Below are 25,667 nucleotides of genomic sequence, written 5' to 3'. Positions count from 1 at the left end.
CCCTGAGCCACCGGCGGTGCCGGTGGCTCAGGGTATGACGAACCGCCCGCGCGGCGGACGCCACGCGGACACTCCTCGAATCAGCCCGCTGCCGCCTTCAGCGCGTCACCCAGCGCGGTGGCCTCGTCGGGAGTCATCTCGACGACGAGCCGGCCACCACCCTCCAGCGGGACACGCATGACGATGCCCCGGCCCTCCTTGGTGACTTCCAGCGGACCGTCGCCCGTCCGCGGCTTCATCGCCGCCATGTTGTCTCCCCTCAGACCTACACCAGGGTCGGTGAGTTGCCCCACAGCCACTTCGCCAACGCCAACCGCAACCATCACGGGAGGCTCGACCAACGATTTTCCCTGATGAACACCGCCGGACCCAAACCGAAGCAGCATTGATGTAACAGCATCTAGCTTATCTTGGATAGGCCTGTCACAATGTGCGGTCATGCAGGCACGGTCGGCACTCTTCGACCTGTACGGCGACCACCTCCGGGCCCGAGGTGGCCGCGCACCCGTCGCCGCCCTGGTCAAGCTGCTCGCCCCGCTCGGGATCGCCCCACCGGCGGTGCGCACCGCGGTCAGCCGGATGGTCCGCCAGGGCTGGCTGGAACCACTCCGGCTCGCTTCCGGACCCGGGTATTCGATCACCCCGAAGGCGGCCCGTCGACTCGACGAGGCGGCGTCGCGGATCTACCGGACCGGACGGCACAGCTGGGACGGACGGTTCGACCTCCTGGTGCTCACCCCGCCCGCGTCCCGCCGCGACCGGCAGCGGCTCGCCGCCAACCTCAGCTTCCTCGGCTACGGCACGCTCGACGACTGCACCTGGGTCGCCACCCGTGCCGGCGAGGACGTCGACCTGCTGCTCGACGAGGCGGGCGTGCGCTACGAGCGGTTCACCGCCGCCCACACCTCCGGCACGCCCGGCGCGATGGGCGTGGTCCGCCGCGCCTGGGACCTGGCCGAGATCGGCCGGGCGTACGAGCGTTTCGTCGCCGAGCAGAAGCCGCTCCTGTCCGGCGTCACGGTGCGCAGCAGCGACGAGGACGCGTACGCGGCCCGGTTCCGGCTCGTGCACGCGTGGCGTACGTTCCTGTTCCGGGACCCGCAGCTGCCACCGGCGCTGCTACCCGAGCGGTGGCCGGGCACCAGCGCGGCCAGCTTCTTCGACCGGCACGCCGCCCGGCTCCGGCCGGCCGCCGACCGGTACGTCGAGCAGTGCCTCGACGCGAGCAACCGCCTGGCACGACAGAAGGGTCGTTAGAAACGTGACCGAGCCGCTGCTCGTCGACCGCACCGACGCCGTCGTCACCCTGACGCTGAACCGCCCGACGGCGATGAACTCGCTCGACGTGGCGCTCAAGGAGGCGCTCCGGGACACCCTGGCCGAGCTGGAGACCGACCGCTCCTGCCGGGCCGTGGTGCTGACCGGCGCGGGCGGCTCGTTCAGCGCCGGGCAGGACCTGCGCGAGCACGTGCAGACGCTGGACTCGGCCGACGCCGACCCGCTGGGCACGGTCCGGGCGCACTACAACCCGATCGCCGCCCGGCTGGCCAACCTGCCCAAGCCGGTGGTCGCCGCGGTGCGCGGCATGGCCGCCGGGGCGGGCGCCTCACTGGCCCTGCTCGCCGACTTCCGCATCGGCGGCCCGAAGACCCGTTTCCTGATGGCCTTCGCCGGGGTGGGGCTGGCCGCCGACACCGGCGCGTCCTGGACGCTGCCCCGGCTGGTCGGCCACGCCAAGGCCGTAGAGCTGCTGATGCTCGCCGAGCCGGTGAGCGCCGACGACGCCTGCCGGCTGGGCCTGCTGAACCGGCTGGTGGACGACGACGAGCAGGTGCTCCCGGCCGCGCAGGAGCTGGCCGCGCGGCTCGCCGCCGGCCCGACCGTCGCGTACGGGGCGATCAAGCGCCAGCTCTCCATCGCCGACGCCGGCACGCTCGCCGACGCGCTGGCCGCCGAGGCGCAGGCGCAGGCGATCTGCGGCGCCACCGCCGACCACCACGCCGCCACCAAGGCGTTCGTCAACAAGCAGAAGCCGGTCTTCGAGGGCCGCTGAACCGGGCCGGGGCGGGCGCCGGGCACCCCTCGCGCGCCCGCTCAGCGGGCCACGTAGCCGCCGTCGATGGGGATCGTGTGCCCGGTGACCCAGGCCGCGTCGTCGGAGGCGAGGAAGAGCACCACGCCCGCCACGTCGTCGGCGGTCGGGATGCCGGGCTTCGGGTTGAACGACTCCATCTGCCGGCGCATCTGCTCCGGGTCCGGCGCGTTCGCGATGAAGTGCTCCACGAGCGGGGTCATCACCACTGTCGGGGCGACCGCGTTGACCCGTACGCCCCGGGCGGCGTACTCGACGGCCGCGGACCGGGTCAGCCCGACGATGCCGGCCTTGGTGAACGTGTACGGCGAGATGTTGTCCTGCGCGGTCAGCCCGGCCGTGGACGAGGTGTTGACGATCGCGCCGCCGCCGGAGCGCAGCATCGCGTCGATGCCGTACCGCAGCACGTAGAACACGCCGTCGCCGTTGATCCGGCGGACCTTCTCCCAGTTCGCCAGGTCCATCTCGTGCAGCGCCTGCTGCTGCCCGTCGATGCCGGCATTGTTGAAGATCACGTCGAGCCGGCCGTACCGCGCGACCGCCTCGGCGATGCCACGCTCGACGGAGGTGGCGTCGCCGGTGTCCATGGTCACCGCGAGCGCGTCCGGCAGGCTCGACGCCACCCGTTCGGCGCCCTCGGTGTTGATGTCCGCGATCACCAGCTTGCCGCCCTCGGCGGCGAACCGGCGCGCCGTCGCCTCGCCCAGGCCGGACGCTCCGCCGGTCACCAGCACGACCCTGTCCCGGAACCGCATGGCACCCCCTTGACCACGCCGGCCGGCGCCGGCCCTCGTCCCGGACGCTACCGCCCGGGACGGGGGGTCAGTCGTCCTCTTCGGGATCCTGGTTGGCCTCGACGCCGAGCACGAACGCCTGCATGGCCAGCTCGTCGCCGTAGGGCGAGACGAACGCCGGCAGCTCCCGCGGGCCCAGCTCCTGCACGTAGGACCAGAAGATCCGGACCGCCTCGGCCCGCGACGCCGCCTCGATCGGCAGGTCCAGGCTGACCAGCCAGGTGCTGCGGGCCGGCGGCGGGCCGAGCCGGTCGGCCAGCGCCCGCCAGCGGGCCGGGTCGAGCGCGACCACCGGTCCGTCCGGCGCCGGGCCGTCGACCGGAACCGGCTCGTCCAGCGCCCGCCGGGTGTACGCGACCACGAGCGGCCCGGCCGCCAGGTCGGACTGCGGATCGTCCGGGTCCTCCCGGGTCCCGGACGCCGCGAGCGCGACCCGGCCGAGCGCGACCAGCCGCAGCGGCTCGTCGACCAGCACCGCCACCCGGTCGCCGGGGCGCGGGCGAGCCGCTGCGGCCGGCCCGGTCAGCTCCAGCACGTCGTGGTGCACCAGCCGCTCGGCCTCGAAGCGCTCGGCGGGCAGCAGCACCGCCCAGGCGCCGGTAGTGGTCTCACCGTCGGTCGTCCCGCTCGTACGCGGCTCGGTGTCGGTCATGTCCCAATCCCATCACGCCGGAGGTGGCGCGCTCGGTCACACCCCGGCCCGGTCACCGCTCACGTGACAGTCGGCCAGGTGGTCGTCGACCATGCCGGTGGCCTGCATCAGCGCGTAGGCGGTGGTGGGGCCGACGAACCGGAAGCCCCGCTTCTTGAGCGCCTTGGCCATCGCGGCGGACTCCGGGCTGGTGGCCGGCACCTCGGCGAAGGACCGGGGGCGCGCCGCCCGGGGCGGCGGCGCGAACGACCAGAGCAGCGCGGAGAGGCCCTCGGGCAGCTCCGACGCGGCCCGGGCGTTGGCGATCGCCGCCTCGATCTTGGCCCGGTTGCGGACGATCCCCGCGTCGGCCATCAGCCGGGCCACGTCGGACTCGCCGTAGCGGGCCACCGACTCGATCCGGAACCCGGCGAAGGCGTCCCGGAACGCCTGCCGCTTGCGCAGGATGGTCAGCCAGGACAGGCCGGACTGGAACGCCTCCAGCGTCAGCCGCTCGTAGAGCGCGTCGTCGCCGCGCAGCGGCCGGCCCCACTCCTCGTCGTGGTAGACGGCGTAGTCGGGGGTGCTCGCTCCCCACGCGCAGCGCGGCAGCCCGTCGGGGCCGTTCACCAGGTCAGTCACGGCGTCCACGATAGGCCGGGCCACCGACAGCCCCGCCGCGCCGACCGCCGGTCAGGGCAGCCGGCCCTGCTCGACCAGCCGGGCGAACTTCTTCAACGCCTGGGTGAGGCTGAACTTCGAGCCGGGCCAGAGCACCGGCCAGGCCACCCGCCCGGCCGGGCCACCCGGCAGGTGGAACCACTCGTGCCAGACCACCTGGGTGCGGTCGCGGTCCATCGGGGTGCAGCGCAGCACGCCGGGGCCGCGCAGCAACTTGCCGCAGTGCACCACGCCGACCTCGTACGGGGCGTCGACCCGGACCACACGCATCTCGTCCCGGAGCACGGCCGGGCCGAGCGCGGTGACCGCCTCGACCAGGCTGCCCTCGCCGCCGTCACCCTCGACCACCCGGACCCGGGTCAGGGGGATCCAGTCCGACTGGCGTTCCCAGGCGGTGAGCGCGGCGAAGACGCGATCGGCCGGCGCGTCGACGATCACGGTGGCGGTGACCTCGCCGGCGCCGCGCCGGGACGCCTCGGTGAAGTCGTGGGCCGGGCGGCCGGCGCCGGTCACGCGGACTCCGACCGGACCACCGAACCGCGCTCCCGGTCGTCGTCGGCCGAGCCGGCAGCGATCCCGTTCGCCGGGGAGACGGTGTCCTCGGTCGCCGCGGCGGCGGGGGCCTCCGCCACGCCCGGCTCGGCCGGGGTGCCTCCCGGCTGTCCGTCGGCGTCGGTACGGGACGGCTGCTCGGGCGCGGACAGGTCGATCACCACCGGCTCCGGGTCGGACGGGTCGACCGCCTGCTCGGTCTCGGGCCGGGTCGCGGCGGCCTCCTCGCGCGCCCGGCGCAGCGCGTCGGCGTCCTCGGTGCGGCCGTCGCGCAGGGCCGCGTTCTCCGCCTCCAACACGCTGATCAGCTCGGACTTGTAGCCGATGTCGTACGCCGCGCGGCGCAGCGCGGAGTCGACCTGGGCCATCCGGTAGCCGCGCAGCGCCGTGTCGAAGCGGACGCCTGTCACGTCCGACTCGTCGAGCGGACGGCTGCCCGGCAGGGGCACGGCCCGCCCGTCCGGCTCGGCCGGTGTCAGGCCCGGATCCTTGCCGGAGACCAGCACCGTCACGCCGAACACCACCGCCGCGACTGTCAGCGCGACGACCAAGAGGAGCAGAACCTCACCCATGCACAGATCGTGGCATGCGGGCCGGGATCGGGCGAGCCCTCCGGGACGTCCGGTCGGTAAATGCGTCCGACGCACGGGACCGGCAGGGGTGGCGCGCACGGGACCGGATAGCGTCGGACCGGCCGGCGAGCGCCGGCGACGAGGAGGCGGGCATGACCGGGGCGTTGCGGCTGGGCGGACGGACGTTCGGCCCCGGTGAGCTGGTGGTGATGGCGATCGTCAACCGCACGCCCGACTCGTTCTTCGACCGGGGCGCCACGTTCGCCCAGGACAGCGCGCTGCGCGCGGTGGAGCGCGCGGTCGACGAGGGCGCCGAGATCATCGACATCGGCGGGGTGAAGGCCGGCCCGGGCGACGAGGTGGACGTGGCCGAGGAGATCCGGCGGACGGTGGACACCATCGCCGCGGTCCGGTCCGCCTTCCCCGAGGTGGTCGTCTCCATCGACACCTGGCGGGCCGAGGTGGCGGTGGAGGCGGTGGCGGCCGGCGCGGACCTGCTCAACGACACCTGGTCGGGGGCGGATCCGGCGCTGGCCCGGGTCGCCGCGGCGACCGGCGCCGGGCTGGTCTGCTCGCACGCCGGCGGGCTCGCGCCGCGTACCCGGCCGCACCGGGCCCACTTCGACGACGTGGTGGCCGACGTGCTCACCACGGTGACCGGGCTGGCCGAACGCGCGGCCGGGCTGGGCGTACGCCGGGACGGCATCCTGATCGACCCGGCGCACGACTTCGGCAAGAACACCCGGCACTCGCTGGAGATCACCCGGCGGCTGGCGGAGCTGACCGACACCGGCTGGCCGCTGCTGGTGGCCCTGTCGAACAAGGACTTCATCGGCGAGACGCTCGACCTGCCGGTGCCCGAGCGGTTGGAGGGGACGCTCGCCGCCACCGCGGTCTCGGCCTGGCTCGGCGCCCGGGTGTTCCGCGCCCACCAGGTCCGCGAGACCCGCCGGGTGCTGGACATGGTGGCCTCGATCCGGGGCGACCGGCCGCCGGCGGCGACCCGGCGCGGGCTGGCCTAGGAGGTCAGGTGACGCGCGGCGCCTGACGGGTCAGGTCCAGCGCAGGACGCCGCGCCGCCAGGCGTAGAGGATGCCGAGCGCGACGATCGCCACGAAGACGCCCATCTCGACCACGGTGGTGGCGCCGAAGCCGGGCCGGTCGAACACCAGCGCCCACGGGAACAGGAAGACCGCCTCGACCGCGAAGAGCACGTACAGGTAGGCGTAGACGTAGTAGCGGATCTGCATCTGGGCCCAGTCGCCGCCGACCGGGTCGATGCCGCACTCGTACGTGGCCCGTTTGCCCCACGGCTCGGCCGGGCGGCTCGGACGTAACACCCGGTTCGCCGAGAACGCCGTCACGAAGAAGAGCACGGCGGCGAGCAGCAGCAGACCGAGCGTGGCGTACGAGCCGAGATATCCGGTCACGAGCGGAGCGTACCGGTCCCGTCCAGATGTCCCGGACACGTTACGAATTCGTTTCCTGGCAGGACTAGTGCCTGATGGCAAGCATCACCGAATAATGGGACACCTTGACCCGCCCCGGAGGACAGATGGCCCGCCTGCGCGTTCGACCCGTTCGGCGGGCCGCGCTCCGTCGTACCCTCGCACTGCTGGTGCCCGCGTTGGTCGCGGCGGCGGTGGCGGTGGCGCCGGCCGGAGCCACGGCCGCCGCCGGAGGTCCGGCCGGCCTGGCCCGGGTGATCGAACCCGCCGATCCAGCCGGCGAGCCGACCGAACCGGTCCCCACCGCGGACCCGGGAACCAGCTCGCCCGCACCGCCGCCCACCGAGGCGCCGCCACCCCCGAGCACGCCTCCGCCGCCGGTCACCACCGCGCCGGCCCCGCCGGTCAGCAGCCCGCCCGTCGAACCGGCGCCGACCAGCGCGGCCCCGAACACCACCAGCGCGCCGCCGCCGGTCGTGCCGCCGGTCCAGCCCCCGCCGCCGCCCTCGGCCCAGCCGCCCGGCGGGCCGCTCGGGGTACGGGTGAACACCGAGGACGTGGTGCTCACCCCCGACTACTGGAATGCCGACAGCACGGTTGCCACGCTGCGGGTGACGGTGACGAACACCGGCGGCCGGGCGGAGCGGATCACGCTCGCCTACACGCTGCCGCCCGGGCTGACCGACGCGGGCACGCCGGGCTGCCAGCCGACCGGCGGCGCCAACCACAGCTGCGTCGGGTGGGACGCCGAGCCGGGCGCCCGGTTCAGCGCGACCATCCGGGTACGGGTCGACGGCGACGCCTGGCGGACCATGCCACTGACCGGTTCCGTGCAGGTCACCGCCGTCGCGCCGGGGGTCAGCGGAGCGGCGTACGACGACGAGGGCTTCCCGGTGCTCTTCCCGCCCGGGCCGCCGGTGCCCGGGATCTCGCTGCGCGCCGACGAGGTGCTGTTCGACATCAGCGGCGCGCCCAGCACGCTCACCGTAAGGCTCGGCAACACCGGCGCTGTCGACGCCGCGGGCCGTGTCGAGGTGCTCCTGCCGGCCGGTGTGACTGCCGGCGACACCGAGAACGGCTGCGCCGCGGTGACGCCCGACCGGACCCGGTGCGAGCTGGGCGTCCTGCCGGCCGGCCGGACCGCGACCCTGCGGTTGACGCTCGCCGCCTCGGCCGAGGCGCAGCGCCGTGCCCCGCTGGCCGGCGCGGTGATCGGCCGGCTGGACCCGCGCAGCGGGCGGGACCGGCAGGTGCAGATGAGCTTCCGGATCAGCGCCGCCGCGGCGGACGCCACCCCGCCGGTGGGCGTGCCGGGTCCGACCGCCTCGCAGGGCGTGCTCGCCGCCGGTGGCGGGCCGACCGACGACGACGCCTCGACCCGGCGGACCGCGATCGCGCTGATCGCCGTGTCCGGCCTCCTGGTCGTGCTCGCGCTGACGCTGGCGACCCGCTCGCTGCGCCGCCGCAGTGACATCACGGTGCCGGAGCGGCCGGCAACCGACCGGTGATCATGAATACGTGGTGATCTGGGTTACGGACCCAGGTACTAAACGCTGCAAAGCGGGGCATACAGCGGCCCGATCCAGTCCCATACGTCGGACCTCGACCAAGGTGGCCCTAACGTGGCGACGTAGGCTCTGACGTGAGAATCGGAGCGGGCCGGGCCGGCGAGGGCGACGGCGCTCAGTTAAGCGAGGTGCGGGTGTGACCAAGCAGATCCGTCAGCTGGACCGGGTGGTCATCCGGTTCGCCGGTGACTCCGGCGACGGCATGCAGCTCACCGGCGACCGGTTCACCTCGGAGACGGCGCAGCTGGGCAACGACATCTCGACGTTGCCCAACTTCCCCGCCGAGATCCGCGCTCCCGCCGGCACCCTGCCCGGCGTGTCGAGCTTCCAGGTGCACTTCGCCGACTACGACATCCTGACGCCGGGTGACGCGCCGAACGTGCTGGTGGCGATGAACCCGGCCGCGTTGAAGGCCAACCTGGCCGACCTGCCGCGCGGGGCGGACATCATCGTCAACACCGACGAGTTCACCCGGCGCAACCTGGCCAAGGTCGGCTACGCGACCAGCCCGCTCGACGACGACTCGCTCGCCGGGTACGCGGTGCACCCGGTGGCGCTCACCTCGATGACGATCGGCGCGCTGGCCGAGCTCGACGTGTCCAAGAAGGACGCCGAGCGGGCCAAGAACATGTTCGCGCTCGGGCTGCTGAGCTGGATGTACTCCCGCCCGTACGAGTCCACGCTGCGCTTCCTGGAGCGCAAGTTCGCGGCCCGTCCCGAGCTGGTGGCGGCGAACGTGGCCGCGTTCCGGGCCGGCTGGAACTTCGGCGAGACCACCGAGGACTTCTCCGTCCGGTACGAGGTCAAGCCGGCCAAGATGCTGCCGGGCACCTACCGGAACATCACCGGCAACGCGGCGCTGTCGCTGGGCCTGGTGGCCGCCGGGGTGCGTTCCGGGCTGCCGGTGTTCCTCGGCGCGTACCCGATCACGCCGGCCTCGGACATCCTGCACGAGCTGAGCAAGCACAAGAAGTTCGGCGTGGTCACCATGCAGGCCGAGGACGAGATCGCGGCGGTCGGCGCGGCGCTGGGCGCCTCGTACGGCGGCGCGCTCGGGATCACCACCACGAGCGGCCCGGGCGTGGCGCTCAAGAGCGAGACGATCTCCCTGGCGGTGGCGCTGGAGCTGCCGCTGGTCATCGTCGACGTGCAGCGGGCCGGGCCGTCGACGGGTATGCCCACCAAGACCGAGCAGGCCGACCTGAACATGGCGCTGTACGGCCGGCACGGCGAGGCCCCGGTGGCGGTGGTCGCGCCGAAGTCCCCGTCGGACTGCTTCCACGCGGCGCTGGAGGCGGCCCGGATCGCGCTCACCTATCGCACGCCGGTGATCCTGCTGTCGGACAACTACGTCGCCAACGGCTCGGAGCCGTGGCTGCTGCCGGACGTGGAGTCGCTGCCCGACCTGCGGGTCGAGTTCGCCACGCAGCCCAACGGCGAGGACGGCACCACGTTCCTGCCGTACCTGCGGGATCCGCAGACGCTGGCCCGCCCGTGGGCGGTGCCCGGCACGGCCGGTCTGGAGCACCGGATCGGCGGCCTGGAGAAGGCCGACAAGACCGGCGACATCTCGTACGACCCGGCCAACCACGACTTCATGGTGCGGACCCGGGCGGCCCGCATCGAGACCATCCCGGTGCCGGACGTCGAGGTCGAGGACCCGGACGGCGACGCCCGGGTGCTGGTGCTGGGCTGGGGCTCGACGTACGGGCCGATCGGCGCCGCCTGCCGTGGCCTGCGTCAGCGCGGGCTCTCGGTGGCCCAGGCCCACCTGCGGCACCTGGCCCCGATGCCGGCGAACCTCGGCGAGGTGCTGGGCCGCTACGACAAGGTGGTCGTGCCGGAGATGAACCTCGGCCAGCTCGCCCACGTGATCCGGGCGAAGTACCTGGTCGACGCGATCGGCTACAACCAGGTCCGCGGCCTGCCGTTCACCGCCGCCGAGCTGGAGACGATGCTGGAAGAGGTCCTGAAGAATGTCTGAGCCCGTCGCCCTCAAGCTCACCGCCAAGGACTTCAAGTCCGACCAGGAGGTGCGCTGGTGCCCCGGTTGCGGTGACTACGCCATCCTGGCGGCCGTGCAGGGCTTCATGCCGGAGCTGAACATCCCCCGGGAGAACATCGTCTTCGTCTCGGGCATCGGCTGCTCGTCGCGCTTCCCGTACTACATGAACACGTACGGGATGCACTCGATCCACGGCCGGGCCCCGGCGATCGCCACCGGCCTGTCGGTGTCCCGGCCGGACCTGTCGGTCTGGGTGGTCACCGGTGACGGCGACGCGCTCTCCATCGGCGGCAACCACCTGATCCACGCGCTGCGCCGCAACGTGAACCTGAAGATCCTGCTGTTCAACAACCGGATCTACGGGCTGACCAAGGGCCAGTACTCGCCGACCTCCGAGGTCGGCAAGATCACCAAGTCGACGCCGGTCGGCTCGGCGGACGCCCCGTTCAACCCGCTGTCGCTGGCGCTCGGCGCCGAGGCCACGTTCGTGGCCCGGACGATCGACTCGGACCGCAAGCACCTCCAGTCGGTGCTGCGGGCCGCCGCCCAGCACGAGGGTTCGGCGTTCGTGGAGATCTACCAGAACTGCAACATCTTCAACGACGGCGCGTTCGACCCGCTGAAGGAGCCGGCCACCCGGGACGACTTCCTGATCCGGCTGGAGCACGGGCAGCCGATCACGTTCGGCAAGGACGGGCAGTTCTGCGTCGTCCACCCGCCGGGCGGCTTCGGGCTGGAGGTCCGGGAGACCGCGAACACGCCGGCTGAGGAGATCGTCGTGCACGACGCGGGCGTGGCCGACCCGGCGTACGCCTTCGCGCTGTCCCGGCTGCCCGGCCTGGACCTGAGCAACACCCCGATCGGGGTGTTCCGGTCGGTGGACCGCCCTTCCTACGACAGCGTTGTGCAGGAGCAGGTCGCGGCGGCCAAGGCGGGCGTGGACAAGACCCCGGAGCAGCAGCTCGCGGCGCTGCTCGGCAGCGGCGACACCTGGACGATCCTCTGATCCACCGCTGACCCGTCACGCGAAAGGGCGGGCCGTTCCCCCGCGGAACGGCCCGCCCCTCGCGTGTGACGCGGCCCGGTCAGGCGGCCGCCGGGGCGGGCACCCACAGCTCGTCGACGGCCCGCTCGGCCGCGGCGAGGCTCTGCTCGAACAGCGGGATCAGCTCGGCCATCGCCGGGTTGACCGGGGCCAGGGTCAGCTCGGCGCAGATGAACCGCGGGTCCAGCCCGGTCAGGGAGAGGCCGTGCGGCAGCCACGGTTCGGCGTGGTCCCAGCCCTCGCGCGGGGTGCCCGGGCCGTACCCGCCGCCGCGGCTGACCAGGACGACGAACTGGCGGTCGCCGAGCAGCCCGGCGTTCGTCACCGGGTCGTACGCGATGCCGGGGGCGATCAGGTGGTCGACCCAGGACTTCACGCTGCTGGGCGGGCCGTAGTTGTAGAGCGGGAGCCCGAGCAGGACCGTGTCGGCCTGCTTCACCTCGGCCACCACCTCCTGGGTCAGCTGCCAGGAAGCCTGCTGCTCGGGGGTGTGCTGATCCGGCGGCACCATGCGCGCGAGGCCGCTGGCGGTGTTCAGGTGCGGCAGCGGGTTCTGACCCAGGTCGCGGTAGGTGACAGTGCCGTCCGGGTGGGCGGCGCGCCAGGCGGCGGCGGCGCGGGCGGTGAGCCGCCGGCTGATCGACCGCTCCCCGGTGATGCTGGAGTCGATGTGCAGTAGGTGTGCCATTGGTGATTCCTCCTCCGACGATCGTTAGTGTAGAACCAACTATTTATAGCAGGTCGATGTTCCTCGGAGCGCGTAAACTGGGTCACATGTCCGCCGCACCGGCCGAGGAGTCCGAGCGCCGTTCCGGGCCCCTGCTCGACCACCTGGCCCGGCGGATGCGGCTGCGCTCGGAGTCGGTGCTGGCCCCGCTGGGCCTGCGCCCCCGCCACCTGGTGGCGCTCACCGTGCTGCGCGACTCCGGCGGCATCAGCCAGCAGGCGCTGGCCGGCACGCTCCAGATCGACAGCACGAACGTGGTCGGGCTGCTCAACGACCTGGAGTCGGACGGCCTGGCCGAGCGCCGCCGCTCGCCGGAGGACCGCCGCCGGCACGAGGTACGCCTCACCGACGCGGGCACGAAGCGACTACGCGAGGCCGAGTGCGCGCTCGCCGGTGCGGAGGAGGACGTCCTCGGCGCGCTGGCCCCCGGCGAACGGGACCTGCTCTACGACCTCCTGCGCCGGGCTACCCAGGGCCGGTCGTCGACCTGCGGCGAAGTGATCGCGGAAGGCGGTCCGGGCGCCTGCTGACCGGGCGGCCCGGCGGGCCGGGTCAGATCGCGGAGGTGGCCTGCGGCCGGTCGTCCCGGACGTGGACGAGCATGTCGCCGGTTTCGATCACCGCGCCCGCACGGTCGTTGAGCGTGACCACCTTGCCCCGGCGGACCAGCGCGATGACGAGCGACTCCAGCTCACGCGGTGAGCGGCCCACCTCGTCGCGCTCGGCGGACCGCATGGCCAGCGCCATGCCCTGACCCGGGGTGAGCAGGTCCTCCACCACGTCGATCAGGGGCGGAGCCGAGGTCGACAGGCCGAGCAGCCGCCCGGCCGTCGCCGACGACACGATCACGTGGTGCGCCCCGCTCTGCTTGAGCAGCGGCGCGTTCTCCGCCTCCCGGACCGCCGCGATGATGCGGACCTGACCGGCGGTGAGCTGCCGGACCGTGAGCGCCACCAGCACCGAGGCGTCGTCGCTGTCGGTCGCGATGATGACCGACTTCGCGGTACGCACGTGCGCCTGCTCCAGCACCGACGAGCGGGTCGCCGAGCCCTCGATCGTCACCAGCCCGTTGGAGGTGGCCTGCCGAAGCGCCGGGCCACTGCGCTCGACCACCACGATCTTGGACTTGTCCGTGCCGTTCTCCAGCAGGGCGGAGACCGCGCTGCGGCCCTTGGTGCCGTAGCCGCAGATGATGACGTGGTCCTTCACGGTTCTCCTCCACCGCGACAGGCGACGCCCGGTGCGGTACTGCTCGGTCAGGACTTCCAGGGTGGTGCCGACCAGGATGATCAGGAAGAGCACCCGGGCGGGGGTGACGAACAGGACGTTCGCCAGTCGCGCCGACGAGCTGACCGGCGTGATGTCGCCGTACCCGGTGGTGGAGAGCGAGACCACCACGTAGTAGAAGCAGTCGAGCAGGCTCAGGCCGCTGTCGTCGACGTCGCGGTAGCCGTCGCGGTCGAGCCACACCACGAACACCGTGGCGAAGACCAGGCCGAGAGCGGCGAGCAGGCGCAGGCTCAGCGCGCTCAGCGGCCCTCGCCGCTGCGCGGGAAAATGGATCACCGTCGGTCCTGCTCCGCCACCTGCACGCCCACAAGATAACGGGTACGCGGGGACGCGGCCCGCCGGGTGACGATCGGAACCCGCCGGGGCCGCTGCCGGAGGCGTGGAGAGGGCATGATGGGTAAGTCCGGGGCGCCCGACCGCGAGGAGGCCGGCATGTCGTTGCTGCGACGGGTGATCGGCGGGGTGCTCCGGCGCATCCGCCTGCGCCAGGGCCGCACGCTGCGCGAGGTGGCCCAGGCCGCCGGCGTCTCCCTGCCCTACCTCTCCGAGGTCGAGCGCGGACGCAAGGAGGCCTCCTCCGAGGTGCTCGCCGCGATCTGCCGGGCGCTCGGGATCCACCTCGCCGACCTGCTCGAAGAAGCCCGTGACGAGCTGCGCCGCGAGCGGCCGACGCCGGTCGTCCCCGGAGTCTCGGCGGCCCGGTTCGACCGGGTGCCGGTCGCCCGCACCGGGCCGCAGCTGCGGGTCGGCCCGCCCCGGCTGTCCGTCACGCGCCGTCCGGCCGTGTCGTCCCGGCCGCCCGTGTCCCGCCGGCCCGCCGTCTCGCTCCGGCCGCACGTCGCCCGTCGGCCGGTCACCGCCACGCCGCTGCTCGGCGGCACGCTGCGGCCCCTCGGCCTGGTGCCGGCGCCGCTCGGCGCGCCCCTCGGCGCCGCCACGCCGATCGGGTTCGGTGGCGGCATCCGGATCTGGCCGGCTCCCTCCGCCCCGACCGCCCGCCCCCGTCCGCGTACCTCCGTCACGCTGGCCCGGCGGCGGGCCCGCGCGGGCCGGCGGCGGCCGGTCGCCGCGTAGCTTCTGCCGAGGGCGGATCTGCCCCGGGCAGAAAGCCTGGGCCGCGACCGTGCGCCCGGCGGACGCTGGAGACCGCCGGGTTCCCGGGCGGTCCACCGCCCACCGGCGGTACGGAGGTGCGCGGTGATGGGTGGCATCTGGATGCTCGACGATCGGCAGGCGGTGTTCGACGACCGGGTCTTCGAGCGGTTGCTGAAGGAACGGATCATCTTCCTCGGCACCGAGGTCACCGAGGCGTCGGCGAATCAGATCTGCGCGCAGATCCTGCTCCTCGCGGCCGAGGACGCGGAGCGCGACATCTTCCTCTACATCAACTCGCCCGGCGGCTCGGTGAGCGCCGGCATGGCCATCTACGACACCATGCGGTACGTCAAGAACGACGTCGCGACGCTGGCGCTCGGGATCGCCGGCTCGATGGGGCAGTTCCTGCTCTGCGCCGGGACGGCCGGCAAGCGGTTCGCGCTGCCGCACACCCGGATCCTGATGCACCAGCCCTCCGGCGGGATGGGCGGCACGGCCTCCGACATCACCATCCAGGCCGAGAACATGCTGCACGTGAAGCGGACCATGCAGGAGCTCATCGCCCGGCACAGCGGGCGCACGCTGGAGCAGATCCAGCGCGACTGGGACCGGGACCGCTGGTTCACCGCCGAGGAGGCCCGCGAGTACGGCCTGATCGACCAGGTGCTCTCCCGCGTCGACCAGCTCGCCGGGTGAGCCGGGCGGCCCGGCCGGATCACCCGGCCGGGCCGCCGCTGACGTCACGGGTAGCTGATTGCCGTGCTGGTGCCGTACGAGCCGACGACCGGGGTCCCGACGTCGTTTATCGTGCGCTCGATCCCGCCGCTGCCGTCGAGGAACACGGTGATCGCGTCGTGGAACCGCACCCCGGCCCGGCGCGGCGCCTCGATCCCCCTGTCACAGCGGATGTCCACGCCCTGGTTGAAGTACGAGTAGACGCCCAGTCCCCACGCCTCGTGCGTGCGGACGTGATCGGCCACCTTGTACGAGGCCCAGCCGTTGCCGGTCGGGCTGCGCCAGGCCGCCTGGCTGGGCGGGTCGTAGGGCAGCTCGCTCTGGTAGAACACGGTCCGGCCGCGCTCGCCGTTCCAGATCGTCTGCCAGCGCTGGTAGTGCTCGACGAAGAGCCCGTACGCGGTCACGTCGTCACCGTTGACGATCACGCCGGTGGCAGCGGTGTTCACGGTCCAGCCGATCGTGCCGGCCCGGCCGTGGTCGCCGCGCCAGGCCCAGATGTTGTCGATCAGCGTGTGCCGGCTGTGCACCACGAGGCTGGTCACCGCCCGCCCGGCGTACGGGCCGCCGATGCGGAAGAAGACGTCCTGCAGCGAGATCGGGTTCGTGGCGTGCGACCGGTGGCAGTGCCGCGTACCGACCTCGACCAGCACCGGCGACTCGACCGGCCCGGCGTCCACCAGCACCCCGGCGATGCGGACCCCGTCCACGTCCTCGATCCGCAGCGCCGCGTCCCCGCGGTCCGGCACCAGGCTCGGCATGCCGAGGCCGAGCACGACGGTGTTCGGTCGGCGTACCCGCAGGGCCCGGTCCAGGTGGTAGACGCCGGGGGTGAGCAGCAGGTGCCGGCCCCGGGCCAGTTCCGCGTTGATCCGCTTCGCCGAGTCGGTGGGCCGGGCCAGGAAAAACGCGGACAGCGGCAGCGACGGCACCGGCGCGCCGCCGGTGGCCCAGGTGGTGCCGGCGGTGTTCCGGCGCAGACGCGGTACGGCGACTCGCCAGGCGCCCCGGGCGTCGACGAACAGGTACGGCTTCTCCCGGGTCACCGGGCTGGTCGGCAGCGTGGTGTACGGCGGGTCGGGGAAGCCCTGCGCGGGCGCGCCGATCACGCCGGAGAAGACCTGGTTCCACACGCCGTTGGTCCACTCGCCGCCGAGCTCGCTGTCGCGGGTGAGCCACTGCTGCTGGGAGCCGTTGATGGTGATGCCGTCCACCTTGGAGTCGGCGATGTAGCCGCCGCTGGAGTAGCCGCCGTTGCCGGGTTCCAACCACAGCACACCCTTGACGTGCACCCGGCGCATCGGCGACGCCTGGGAGACGGCCCACTGATTCGACCAGTCGGTCGGGGTGACCGCGAGGTTCTCCGCCGAACGCCAGAAGTTGGTCAGCGCGGAGATGCCGGCCGGCGAGTTCGGGTCGGGCTGCCCGACCACCCGGACCGCGCCGTGGATCTCCACGTCGTCCGGGTGGGCGCCGAGACCGGCGACTGTCGTGTAGTAACCGAGCCGGGCGTCCACCTCGTAGCGGCCGGGCTTGAACAGCACGGCGTACCTGTCGAAGCCCATCTCGTTGCGTTCCTGGGCGGTGAACAACCGGTCCAGCGTGGACTGGATCTCCTCGACCGGCGTGCCGGGGTCGTACACGAAGACGTTCGGGCCGAAGTCGGGCTCGCGTGCCGGGCGCGCGGCCGGGGACGCGGCGGCGGCGCCGGCCGGGAGGCCGAGGGCGGTGAGCGAGGCCGCGGAGGCGGTGAGCGTGAGGAAACGGCGGCGGGAGGGGTCGGGTGATCGCATCTGCCTGCCTGTTCGGTGATGGGACGGGAGAGCGCTCTCTCGGCTGTTCCTACCTCATCACCGTCGATACCGCCAGAGCCCACCGGTTCCGGAACCGGTGGGCTCTGCGTCGCACGTCGGTCAGGCGCGCCCGGCGCGCTGCTTCACCAGGTCGTCGACGAGCCGCTCCACGTAGTCGGCGGTGTCCTCCCACCGGGTGACCGCGTGGCAGCGGATGTCCATGGCCTTGACCGGGTAGTCGTTGCCGCCCACGTCCAGCCGGTCCCCCACGAACAGCACGTTGTCGATGGTCAGGTCCAGGTGCTCCAGCAGCTTCCGCATGCCGTACGCCTTGTCCACACCCTTGCGGGTGACGTCGATCGAGGTCGAGCCGCCGCCACGGACCTCCAGGTCGGGCAGCTTCGCCGCGACCGCGTCCCGCAGCCGCCGCTTCTTGTCGCCGTCCGGGTCCCAGCCGTACTTCTCCGCCGGCGGGGCGGACTGACCCAGCGCGGAGAACGTGATCTGGCTGCCCCGGTCCTCGATGATGTCGCCCCAGGTCTTCGCCTCCCACAGACCCAGCGCCTGCGCCGACTCGGTGAGCGCGGCAACGACACGCGCCTTGTCGGCCTCGCTCAGATCCTCGGCGTAGACCTGCCGCCAGTCCCCGTCGGACCAGCGGTAGTACCGGGTACCGCAGGTGGGCATCAGGTGCAGCCGCTCGCGCTGCTGCTCGGTGAGGTCGAGGTGGGCCAGCACCTGCGACTGGAATTGCTCGAACCGACCACCGGAGATGATGAGTACGTCCACCTCGGTGAGCAGGTGGCCGAGCAGCTCCGCCATCCGACGATCGATCTGGGACTTGGAAATCGCCAGGGTGTCGTCCAGGTCGAACGCCACCACTCGAAGATCGTTCACGAATACCTCATGTCGTCGCGGACAGGCCAGAACTAGCAGGGTACCGACGCACCCTGGCGCCGACCTGGAGGGCCCGGACCGGAGGGCTCACCAGACCACGCGGCCCTCATGACGGAGCGTAACAGCGGCTCCGCAGCGGGTTCGGGCCTTCCGGAACCGGGCTCGACGGTGAAATGCGGTCGACAGCGTCCGGCACCGATCGCCATGGTGAGCGGATGCGCCAGGACGAGATCTGGAACGGCGAGACCGCCGAGCGGTACGACACACCGGGCACGGGGATGTTCGCGCCGGAGGTGCTCGACCCGGCCGTGGACCGGCTCGCCGCGCTCGCCGGCGACGGGCCGGTGCTGGAGTTCGCCATCGGCACGGGCCGGGTGGCAGTCCCCCTGGCCGGACGCGGCGTGCGGGTCAGCGGCATCGAACTCTCCGCACCGATGGTGGAGCGACTGCGGACGAAGGCCGACGCGGCGACGATTCCGGTGGTGATCGGCGACATGGCCACCGCCACCTCGCCCGGGGAGTACAGCCTGGTCTACCTCGTCTACAACACCATCTCCAACCTGCTCGCACAGGCCGAACAGGTGGCGTGCTTCCGCAACGCCGCCCGCCACCTCAAGCCCGGCGGCCGGTTCGTGATCGAGCTGGAGGTGCCGCAACTGCGCGTACTGCCGCCCGGGCAGCGGGCGGCGGTCTTCGCGAGCGAGCCCGGATACGTCGGCGTGGACACCTACGACGTGCTGCGGCAACACCTCGTCTCGCACCACTTCGAGTTCGGCGACGGTCGCGAGGCGCGTGTCTTCCGCAGCCCGCACCGCTACGTCTGGCCGTCCGAGCTGGACCTGATGGGCGAGCTGGCCGGCTTCACGCTGGAGCACCGGTACGCGGACTGGTCCGGCGCGGAGTTCACCGCCGACTCCCGCTCCCACGTATCGGTCTACCGGCTCCCGGCCTGACCGACGCACCTCGCGCCGCCCTGATTCATTGACTTCGATCGCTCGCCGTCGATAGCCTCGCGTCGACAATTATCTTCATCGATGGAGGCTGAGCGGTGAGAATTTTACGACTGCGCGAGGCGCTCGTCGCGCTCGTGGCGACCGCCCTGGTGACCGCCACGGCGGCAACGCCCGCCGCGGCCGCGCCCGGCAGCGACCTGTCCACGCTGGCGAGTTCGTCCACCTTCCCGCTGGCCGATCCGGACACGCTGCTGGCGAAGGACGGCTCCTACGTCACCTACGGCACCACAGTCGGCGCCGGGACCGGCGCGCGCTGCGGCGCGACCGGCAGGCTGTACGTACCCGTCCTCGTCCACGGCTCCGGCAGCAGCGTCGGCATGGCCGACTGCGCCTCGCACGACGCGCTGCCCTCCGGCCCGGGCGCCTGGGCCGAGCCCGGCGGCGCGGTCTGGGCACCCGGCGTCGCCCGCTTCGGCAACCGGTTCTTCATGTTCTACACCGCCTCCCGCAAGGGCTCCGGCCAGAAGTGCATCGGACGGGCCATCTCCGACAGCGCCCGCGGCCCCTTCCAGAACCAGGGCGAGTGGGCCTGCCCGGACGCCGGGCGGTGGGCACTCGACGCGAACCCCTTCGTGGCCGGCGGGAACCTGTACGTGACCTACCGGGACGACGCCATCGCCTCCGGCGCCGAGACCGGCATCTCCACGGTCCGCACCGACAGTGAGGGCCGCGCGATCTGGGACACCCGCCGGGACATGCTCAAGAGCACCGACATCACCTGGGACACCGCCAAGATCAGCGGCGGTACGCACGTGGTCGAGAACCCGGCGATGTGGAAGGCCGCCGACGGCGACTGGTACCTGATGTACTCGGGCAACAACTGGGACAGCGCGCGCTACTCCACCGGCATCGCCCGCTGCGGCGCGACTCCCCTGCCCGGCTCCCGCTGCACCCCCATCCGCGAAGGCGTGTCCCGGCCCTTCTTCGGCTACACCGGCAGCGCCGGACTCAACCCGATCCGCGGCCTACCCGGCAACCACCAGGGCCCCGGCGGGATGGACGTCTTCGACGCCGCCGACGGCACCGAGCGCGTCGTGTGGCACTGGTGGAACGGCTCCACCCGCTTCCCGATGACCGGCGTCCTGACCCGCCCCTCCACCGGCTTCCTCGTCTCGTAGTCGGCGCGCTTGCCAACACGACTGCTCACCGTAAGCTTCGGAGTGGTCACGTTCGGTAGAACTCGTTCACGGAAAATTGCATTTGGCAAGAGGTGGCACCGAAATTTTCTCGATGCGATGCATCTGCTTGTCAGGTACCCGACAGTGAATTGCCCACTCTTGTGCTAGCTGTCCGGCGGGAGGATGCTCGAACCGTCGAACGGCACAGCGTCGCCTCGCACAGAGGGCGGCGCCCGGCTGCCACCGGACGCCGCATTCGACTCCACCGCTGCAACGGAAGGAGTCACGTTGACTGTAATCCCTCACGGGTCAGACTTCGAGACACCAGAGGACGAGGACGAAACCGTTGCCGAGCCGACCGACCGGCACCGGCTCATCCTGGCGTACATCAAGACGCTCAGTCCGATCATCGCCGCCGTCGTCGCCTGCATCGGGACGCTGGTGGCAGCGCTGGTCCGCTGACCCGCCGGCCCCGCGCTCCGGCTCCGGCCGGACGCGGGGCCGTCCGCGTCACCGCCTCGTCGCCGGTTCGTCGTCCAATGTCGCCGGCGCGCCGCGTCGCGGCCACTGTCACCGGCGGGCTGCGTCGCCGTCCGGCAGCCGCCGGGACCTGACCTCCGCCAGGATCAGGACCGCCAGGAGCACCACGAACAGCCCTGCCGACCCGGCCACCAGGGGATTGACGTAACCGGGCACCAGGTCGGGGCCGCACGTGGTGTCGCGCAGCGGCCACATGCTCGACGACCCGTCAGCCGACGCGCCGATGCGGTGGCTGTAGCCTTCCGGCCGCCGCAGCATGCAAGCGTCATCGGGATCCAGGATCCCGAAGGTCGTCGCCGCCAACCCGCGACCGTAAGCGGCGGCCCCGGTGAACGCCGCACCGGCGGCCAGGAACCATCCCGCCCGCCTCAGCGCCCATGCCCTGCCCCGGAGGTGCGGGTCGCGACGGAGCGCCAACAGTGCGACCACCACGAACACGAGGGCAGCGGCCGCGAACACCGGCCAGGCCAGAGCGAGCAGCACAAGTGCGAAGAAGACGAGAAACATCGACGTGCAACCTACCGCTCCAGGCGTCGTCGTACCGGCCCCGATCACCTCGCCGGATGGTCAGCATGCGCAACTCTTGTCGCCGGGCTCGGACTTGACCGTGTGCGCATCGGCTATCTGGCCGCCCACCTCACCTGGCACCTCGCGACGGGCACTGTCACCTTGCTCGTTTGTGGCCCGGGAGAGTCGCCTACTCGCCGCTGGAACCCCGGGTGAGCACGTGAGCCGGGACGGCCGAACAGAGCGTGCCCCGCCGCCCCGGCCATGATCAGAACCGCGACGAACGGTCGGGAAATGAGTGAATGCAGGCACCGCCGGCAGGGTTTTCACCCGCTTCCGCACTGACCGGCAACGATTCCGAGACGGAGCCCCTTCGCGCGTCCTCTACACGGGTGGACGCTGCCGTCCCGTCGGGAACGAAGTGACGTACGGCAATCGCAACCGCACGTCCCGCGCCGGCCAACTCATGCAGCAGAACGCGTCAGCGGTCGGACGACATTCCACCAGCAACGGCTGAGGAGATCATCGGCTGAAGCGGGGATGGTTATAGATGGCCCGGCTGAGCAGACTCGCCGTATACGCGGTTACGCACAGTCTCCCGAAGGGTCCCATCAGTGAGCTACAGCGCTCCGCCGCCCCCCGGTTACCCAGCTACGCATTTGCAGCAGCCTCCGAAGAAGCGCCCCGTGCGGCTCATCATCGCAGCGGCCGTCGGCGGTGTCTTGGTGCTCTGCTGCGGCGGAGTGACCATCGCTGCGGCAGTCGGCGGTGGCGACTCACCCCCCGCAAGGAGCGCCGCCGCGGAGGCGACCGCTGCCGCGTCCGTCCCGGCAGAAAGCCCTACAGCAGCACCGTCGGTGGAGATCACCACCGCAGCACCCACTACCCCAACACCCACCACCGCAGCTCCTACGACAACAACACCGAAGCCGAAGCCGAAGGCCACCACCAAGGCGCCGACCGAGCCGAAGGTGTCCGTAGAGCAGGAGAACGCCATCAGGGCCGCCTCCGACTACCTGCAATATCAAGCGTTCTCCCGCTCCGGCCTGATCAAGCAGTTGGAGTTCGAGGGCTACCCGAGGAAGATCGCAACCCAGGCCGTGGATTCTCTGAAGGTTGACTACAAGAAACAGGCTGCCAAGATGGCGAAGGACTACCTCGACACCCAGCCGTTCTCTCGTTCGGGCCTGATCAAGCAGTTGGAATTCGAGGGGTACACGCACGCACAGGCCGTCTACGGTGTCGATCAGGTGATGTGAGAAGGGCATGCGGGTGCCTGTTGCGGCTTTGTCCATGGCGGGTGGCAGGCTCTGGCATGGCTCGCCGTGTCACCTACGGTCGACCGCAGACCATGTCAGTCGGTCGTAGGAGCGCCCCGCATCCGGCGCCTGCCTCGCGCCTCCGGCCAGTTCAAGGCCAGGTTCATCTAGTGGCGGCCGTTGGCGTCTGTGCGGAATTCGGGGTCAGCAAGGACGACCTGTTGCAGTTCTTCGAACGGGTCAGCGACGAGCGAGGGTGGCCGCTGCTGTCAGTCCCGCTCACACAACCGCGTTGCTGCAGCAGATCTCGGCGAGGCGATCGGGCACGCAAGCTCCGGAAGGCGGCACAGTGATCGTTGATCAAACACCTGACCTGGTGCCCCCGGCAGGATTCGAACCTGCGACACACGGTTTAGGAACGGTCTAGCGGCAACATACGGGTCGGTAGCTCCACCAGGCACAATAGGTCGGTTGGCGCGAAGAGGAAATTTGATCGTTCCGTGCCTGTTCCGGATCATATGATCTGTCGGACCACTCGCCCAAGTGAACGCCCTCCGTTGTGGGGAGCCCGGGTCGCACTAGCCAACCGCTACCGAAAAGTTGTTGTGATGTACACTCGCACAGGGCGGCTACGTCGGTCTGTCCAGCCGGCGTCGTCCAGTAGCGAGGCTGTCGAAGGCTTGCAGGCCAGATCTACAGTCACGGCGTGACCACACCACGTACGCGCAGGCGCAGGCTGCTTTCGGCGCGCACTGTCGCCTGGATTGAACTCGTGGCACTGATCGTTGCTGTCGGTGCGCTTGCCAGAGACGTCTTCGACTGGAAGATCCCCGGCACTGCGAGCGAGGATCGACAGAAGATCCAAATCGACGTTCCCGAGTCAGGAACGCTGTCGAGGTGTGCCACGCTGCAGGGCTCCGCTCCCCGCATCAAGGGCAAGACGCTGTGGATGGCCCACATCTCTCCAGGCGGAAGATACAACTTCGCGCTAGCCACCTACGACGACAACGGCCGATGGCGCGCGACGGACACATTTGGCAGCGAAAGCGACGTAAACCAGCGCTTCCGTGTTGTCGTCTTCCTAGTTGACCAAGAAACCTCATCCTTTCTTACTGGAATCCGGGGTGAGAGCGCAGACGGCAAGCCCCCCAGTGAGTACTGGGCCCAAGGACTCCCGCCTGGGGCAGCTCACGAAGCATCGCTCATGGTCACTCGGGATGGCACGCGCGGCCAGCCCCACTGCGGGCAGCTAGGAACATAGCGAGGGGCCGCGAGCGTGGACAGCCGGAAGGTGTCCACTGTCAGCTTGGGAATCGGGTTGATCTACGCGGTAGGTGGCTGTGCTACCTGGCGATCGAGCACGTAGGGCACTTGAGCTGCTGAGCGATCGTTGCGCGTACGGGTTACCGTAGTCCCTCGTGGAATCAAGTGTCAGCCTTGGGGACATCGCCACCTGGGTCGGAGCCGTCGGGACCCTCGCGACGGGCATCGTAGCGATCGCCGCATGGCGCGCAGGGCGCGCGGCAGCGGTGGCGGCTTGGGAAGTCGTGACGATCGAGCGGCGTCGGGACGAGGAGCGTCAGATCGAGGCCGATAGGGCGCAGGCGAACCTAGTCAGCGCATGGCAGGTTCCCGTGCTTAGCGACTCTAGCGACCCCCAATCCCCCCTCCAGTGGGGTTTCGCTATCCGGAACCTGAGTCAGCAGCCCGTCTACCAGTTCCGCTCAACATATGTCCCCATGCGAGATGGGGCCGGGCAAATTAATGTGATTCACGAACTAATACCGCCCGGAGACTGGCGGCTGAGCGGGCGCGAGCTCTACCCGTACCGCGAAATCGCAGTGTCAAATTCCGCGTACGACGACCTGCCTGATGCTCCGCATTTCGTAGATATTGAGTTTACGGACACCTCGGGCCGGCGTTGGAATCGCGACCGCCAGGGCGTCCTGACGCGCGTCGAACAGCCGACTCGACGATGAGCTGCCGCCGTCCGGTTTACTGCGGCCCCCAGCTGCCGCGGCTAGTCCCGGGTACTGCGGGGCCACGACCTCTTCGATGTGAAGGAACGACTAGCCGTCGGTGAGCTGCGCCAGTATCCGTGCTGAGCTGTTCGAATGGTCCACCGGAATCCGTGGGCGTCCGGCGTTGCTCGTGCCCATCGTCACCCAGTTGGTCACCCATTTCGGCGTCGAACCTTGAAGCGGAACGGTGGACATCAACTCTTGTGACCTGCAAACCTGGCTCGCGAGCTGGTCACTCCCCCCGCCGGCTACCACCAAGGACCCGGCCATGGTAGGGCTGCTGCAGTACGCAGGCTGTGGCGCGGGGATGACGGCCGGACGCCGGTCAGTAACCGTGGTCTCCTCACTCAGGAGCGGTTGATTGTGCGGCTCGTGCATAATGTGTTCATGACATCTCGCCCTGGTGATAGCAGTGACACTCCCCAGAGTGCTCTACTTGAACTCGCTGCACAGTTTCACAATTCGGCCAGAACAGAGATTATTGACCGAATTAAACAGAGAGACACTGCCCTATTCCTCTATCTGGCCGGCGCGGCAACACTGTTCGGATTGTCATCTAACAGTCAATTCCGTCCAGTCTTGTATGCGATTCCCCTCCTCGGCCTCGGGGCAAGTCAAGTATTCAGTCAGCACAGCGTCGTAATCGGCGCACTTGGGCGCTACCTGGGACTAGAGTCTGACCAATGGCTGCGCAAAAGCTTTCCGCATCTTAGCATCCCAAGCCAGTGGGACAATTCTGACTCACTCCTGTGGATGCGCAACGGCGGATACATGCGCCCCGTCTATCTGTCTGGCTTGTCGCTGATCGTTGCGCCGGAGGCCTTAGCGGTAGCGGTGGCTGCTACCACTATTGGCAATCGTTCCATTCTGGATGCGCTGGGAATCGCTGCCGGCGTGGCAGCAATCGCCCTCTCGTACCTTTCTATTCATGGCGCATATCGAGCGCGCAAGAGCTACTCTCTCGAACTTAGGAGTTACACTCAAAGGCTAAATAATTCGCCTGGGGACATCGAGCCGTAGCATCTACTGTAAGTGCTCGCCCACCACGTTTCCTTCCATCCCGTCTGCCGTCGACCCGCCCTCCGGGGAGCGGGCCGCCGCCCGGCCCGCCACGTCAAGACGGCCTTGACGCCCGTACGGACGCTGGCGGGTCGGGCGGTGGTCTGCTCGGCTCGCCCGGGTCGACGGTGGGCGGGATGGCTCCCCACCGCCACCACCCACGGACCGCAAGCCGCCGACGGACCCCCGGCCATCCTGGAGCCGGAGCGCCCCCGCCGGAGGCGC

28 protein-coding genes are annotated in these 25,667 nt (G+C 70.8%); 16 read left to right on the top strand and 12 right to left on the bottom strand.

Annotated features, from left to right (window positions below; genetic code table 11):
• Positions 1 to 80: 80 nt before the first annotated feature.
• On the bottom strand, positions 81 to 248 hold the full coding sequence (locus J3R08_RS03000) for a DUF3117 domain-containing protein (protein ID WP_013283866.1): 168 nt from the start codon (positions 246 to 248) through the stop codon (positions 81 to 83).
• Positions 249 to 438: 190 nt separating this feature from the next.
• Between J3R08_RS03000 and J3R08_RS02995 the strand changes: the two genes are divergently transcribed.
• Both J3R08_RS02995 and J3R08_RS02990 read left to right on the top strand, forming a co-directional pair.
• Positions 439 to 1,257 carry a PaaX family transcriptional regulator C-terminal domain-containing protein gene (locus tag J3R08_RS02995; protein ID WP_043326925.1) on the top strand — a complete coding sequence of 273 codons (819 nt, stop codon included), beginning with the start codon at positions 439 to 441 and terminating at the stop codon, positions 1,255 to 1,257.
• A 4-nt stretch (positions 1,258 to 1,261) separates the two neighbouring features.
• On the top strand, positions 1,262 to 2,053 hold the full coding sequence (locus tag J3R08_RS02990) for an enoyl-CoA hydratase/isomerase family protein (RefSeq protein WP_043326927.1): 792 nt from the start codon (positions 1,262 to 1,264) through the stop codon (positions 2,051 to 2,053).
• A 41-nt stretch (positions 2,054 to 2,094) separates the two neighbouring features.
• Here J3R08_RS02990 and J3R08_RS02985 read toward each other — a convergent pair whose 3' ends face one another.
• The 5 genes from J3R08_RS02985 to J3R08_RS02965 form a co-directional block, all read right to left on the bottom strand.
• Positions 2,095 to 2,847 (bottom strand): SDR family NAD(P)-dependent oxidoreductase, encoded by a 753-nt coding sequence (locus tag J3R08_RS02985; RefSeq protein ID WP_043326929.1) that lies wholly within the window; start codon positions 2,845 to 2,847, stop codon positions 2,095 to 2,097.
• Positions 2,848 to 2,914: 67 nt separating this feature from the next.
• Positions 2,915 to 3,538 carry a hypothetical protein gene (locus J3R08_RS02980; RefSeq protein WP_043326931.1) on the bottom strand — a complete coding sequence of 208 codons (624 nt, stop codon included), beginning with the start codon at positions 3,536 to 3,538 and terminating at the stop codon, positions 2,915 to 2,917.
• A 36-nt stretch (positions 3,539 to 3,574) separates the two neighbouring features.
• A complete protein-coding gene (locus tag J3R08_RS02975) occupies positions 3,575 to 4,159 on the bottom strand; it encodes a DNA-3-methyladenine glycosylase I (protein ID WP_064447752.1) in 585 nt (194 codons plus the stop codon).
• Between the two features lie 51 nt (positions 4,160 to 4,210).
• Positions 4,211 to 4,711, bottom strand: a complete 501-nt coding sequence (locus J3R08_RS02970) for an SRPBCC family protein (protein WP_209959941.1) — start codon at positions 4,709 to 4,711, stop codon at positions 4,211 to 4,213.
• Positions 4,708 to 5,322, bottom strand: a complete 615-nt coding sequence (locus J3R08_RS02965; RefSeq protein WP_104115122.1) for a DivIVA domain-containing protein — start codon at positions 5,320 to 5,322, stop codon at positions 4,708 to 4,710. Before J3R08_RS02965 ends, J3R08_RS02970 begins: the two co-directional genes overlap by 4 nt.
• A gap of 152 nt (positions 5,323 to 5,474) precedes the next feature.
• Between J3R08_RS02965 and folP the strand changes: the two genes are divergently transcribed.
• Positions 5,475 to 6,344, top strand: coding sequence for a dihydropteroate synthase (gene folP, locus J3R08_RS02960; RefSeq protein WP_043326936.1), 870 nt, complete (start codon positions 5,475 to 5,477; stop codon positions 6,342 to 6,344).
• A gap of 30 nt (positions 6,345 to 6,374) precedes the next feature.
• Here the strand turns inward: folP and J3R08_RS02955 are convergent, their stop codons facing one another.
• The gene (locus J3R08_RS02955) at positions 6,375 to 6,752 is read right to left on the bottom strand and encodes an NADH-quinone oxidoreductase subunit A (RefSeq protein ID WP_030501070.1); all 378 of its coding nucleotides are present in this window, start codon (positions 6,750 to 6,752) and stop codon (positions 6,375 to 6,377) included.
• Between the two features lie 188 nt (positions 6,753 to 6,940).
• On the opposite strand from J3R08_RS02955, the gene J3R08_RS02950 reads away from it, so the two are divergent.
• From J3R08_RS02950 to J3R08_RS02940, 3 genes are all read left to right on the top strand, one after another.
• Positions 6,941 to 8,278 (top strand): hypothetical protein, encoded by a 1,338-nt coding sequence (locus J3R08_RS02950; RefSeq protein ID WP_231915592.1) that lies wholly within the window; start codon positions 6,941 to 6,943, stop codon positions 8,276 to 8,278.
• A 196-nt stretch (positions 8,279 to 8,474) separates the two neighbouring features.
• A complete protein-coding gene (locus J3R08_RS02945; protein WP_064447566.1) occupies positions 8,475 to 10,322 on the top strand; it encodes a 2-oxoacid:acceptor oxidoreductase subunit alpha in 1,848 nt (615 codons plus the stop codon).
• Positions 10,315 to 11,349 (top strand): 2-oxoacid:ferredoxin oxidoreductase subunit beta, encoded by a 1,035-nt coding sequence (locus J3R08_RS02940; protein ID WP_064447565.1) that lies wholly within the window; start codon positions 10,315 to 10,317, stop codon positions 11,347 to 11,349. Before J3R08_RS02945 ends, J3R08_RS02940 begins: the two co-directional genes overlap by 8 nt.
• A 79-nt stretch (positions 11,350 to 11,428) precedes the next feature.
• Here the strand turns inward: J3R08_RS02940 and J3R08_RS02935 are convergent, their stop codons facing one another.
• Positions 11,429 to 12,076: an FMN-dependent NADH-azoreductase gene (locus tag J3R08_RS02935; protein ID WP_064447564.1), complete on the bottom strand. Its 648-nt coding sequence runs from the start codon at positions 12,074 to 12,076 to the stop codon at positions 11,429 to 11,431.
• A gap of 86 nt (positions 12,077 to 12,162) precedes the next feature.
• On the opposite strand from J3R08_RS02935, the gene J3R08_RS02930 reads away from it, so the two are divergent.
• A complete protein-coding gene (locus J3R08_RS02930; protein WP_231915576.1) occupies positions 12,163 to 12,645 on the top strand; it encodes a MarR family winged helix-turn-helix transcriptional regulator in 483 nt (160 codons plus the stop codon).
• Between the two features lie 22 nt (positions 12,646 to 12,667).
• Here the strand turns inward: J3R08_RS02930 and J3R08_RS02925 are convergent, their stop codons facing one another.
• Positions 12,668 to 13,681 carry a TrkA family potassium uptake protein gene (locus J3R08_RS02925; RefSeq protein ID WP_209959939.1) on the bottom strand — a complete coding sequence of 338 codons (1,014 nt, stop codon included), beginning with the start codon at positions 13,679 to 13,681 and terminating at the stop codon, positions 12,668 to 12,670.
• 156 nt (positions 13,682 to 13,837) lie between these two features.
• Here J3R08_RS02925 and J3R08_RS02920 point away from each other — a divergent pair, with 156 nt between their 5' ends.
• Entirely contained in the window at positions 13,838 to 14,479 is a 642-nt protein-coding gene (locus tag J3R08_RS02920; protein WP_187692254.1) for a helix-turn-helix domain-containing protein, read from the top strand.
• Positions 14,480 to 14,605: 126 nt separating this feature from the next.
• Positions 14,606 to 15,196: a ClpP family protease gene (locus J3R08_RS02915; protein WP_187692255.1), complete on the top strand. Its 591-nt coding sequence runs from the start codon at positions 14,606 to 14,608 to the stop codon at positions 15,194 to 15,196.
• Positions 15,197 to 15,240: 44 nt separating this feature from the next.
• Here the strand turns inward: J3R08_RS02915 and J3R08_RS02910 are convergent, their stop codons facing one another.
• Positions 15,241 to 17,028: an adenylyl cyclase gene (locus J3R08_RS02910; protein WP_209959937.1), complete on the bottom strand. Its 1,788-nt coding sequence runs from the start codon at positions 17,026 to 17,028 to the stop codon at positions 15,241 to 15,243.
• Between the two features lie 120 nt (positions 17,029 to 17,148).
• Entirely contained in the window at positions 17,149 to 17,925 is a 777-nt protein-coding gene (locus J3R08_RS02905) for an HAD-IIB family hydrolase (RefSeq protein WP_104115129.1), read from the bottom strand.
• A gap of 215 nt (positions 17,926 to 18,140) precedes the next feature.
• Between J3R08_RS02905 and J3R08_RS02900 the strand changes: the two genes are divergently transcribed.
• The 3 genes from J3R08_RS02900 to J3R08_RS02890 all read left to right on the top strand — a co-directional run bounded on the left by J3R08_RS02900 (position 18,141) and on the right by J3R08_RS02890 (position 20,518).
• Complete coding sequence (locus J3R08_RS02900) at positions 18,141 to 18,878, top strand: class I SAM-dependent methyltransferase (protein WP_209959935.1); 738 nt, start codon at positions 18,141 to 18,143, stop codon at positions 18,876 to 18,878.
• A gap of 95 nt (positions 18,879 to 18,973) precedes the next feature.
• Positions 18,974 to 20,056 carry a family 43 glycosylhydrolase gene (locus tag J3R08_RS02895; RefSeq protein WP_280841896.1) on the top strand — a complete coding sequence of 361 codons (1,083 nt, stop codon included), beginning with the start codon at positions 18,974 to 18,976 and terminating at the stop codon, positions 20,054 to 20,056.
• 288 nt (positions 20,057 to 20,344) lie between these two features.
• Entirely contained in the window at positions 20,345 to 20,518 is a 174-nt protein-coding gene (locus J3R08_RS02890) for a hypothetical protein (RefSeq protein WP_013283846.1), read from the top strand.
• Positions 20,519 to 20,626: 108 nt separating this feature from the next.
• Here the strand turns inward: J3R08_RS02890 and J3R08_RS02885 are convergent, their stop codons facing one another.
• Entirely contained in the window at positions 20,627 to 21,103 is a 477-nt protein-coding gene (locus J3R08_RS02885; protein ID WP_043326959.1) for a hypothetical protein, read from the bottom strand.
• Positions 21,104 to 21,789: 686 nt separating this feature from the next.
• Between J3R08_RS02885 and J3R08_RS02880 the strand changes: the two genes are divergently transcribed.
• The 4 genes from J3R08_RS02880 to J3R08_RS02865 all read left to right on the top strand — a co-directional run bounded on the left by J3R08_RS02880 (position 21,790) and on the right by J3R08_RS02865 (position 25,403).
• Positions 21,790 to 22,362, top strand: coding sequence for an Ltp family lipoprotein (locus J3R08_RS02880; protein WP_198033303.1), 573 nt, complete (start codon positions 21,790 to 21,792; stop codon positions 22,360 to 22,362).
• Positions 22,363 to 23,068: 706 nt separating this feature from the next.
• On the top strand, positions 23,069 to 23,623 hold the full coding sequence (locus J3R08_RS02875; RefSeq protein WP_209959931.1) for a hypothetical protein: 555 nt from the start codon (positions 23,069 to 23,071) through the stop codon (positions 23,621 to 23,623).
• Between the two features lie 157 nt (positions 23,624 to 23,780).
• A complete protein-coding gene (locus tag J3R08_RS02870) occupies positions 23,781 to 24,341 on the top strand; it encodes a hypothetical protein (RefSeq protein ID WP_209959929.1) in 561 nt (186 codons plus the stop codon).
• Positions 24,342 to 24,770: 429 nt separating this feature from the next.
• Positions 24,771 to 25,403, top strand: a complete 633-nt coding sequence (locus tag J3R08_RS02865) for a hypothetical protein (RefSeq protein ID WP_209959927.1) — start codon at positions 24,771 to 24,773, stop codon at positions 25,401 to 25,403.
• The last annotated feature ends 264 nt before the right edge of the window (positions 25,404 to 25,667 follow it).

The sequence above is a fragment of the Micromonospora sp. HB375 genome, from assembly GCF_017872985.1.
GTDB classification, from domain to species: domain Bacteria; phylum Actinomycetota; class Actinomycetes; order Mycobacteriales; family Micromonosporaceae; genus Micromonospora; species Micromonospora chalcea.
The sequence above is the reverse complement of the archived record's forward strand: the minus strand, read 5'-3'. Positions and strand labels throughout refer to the sequence as shown.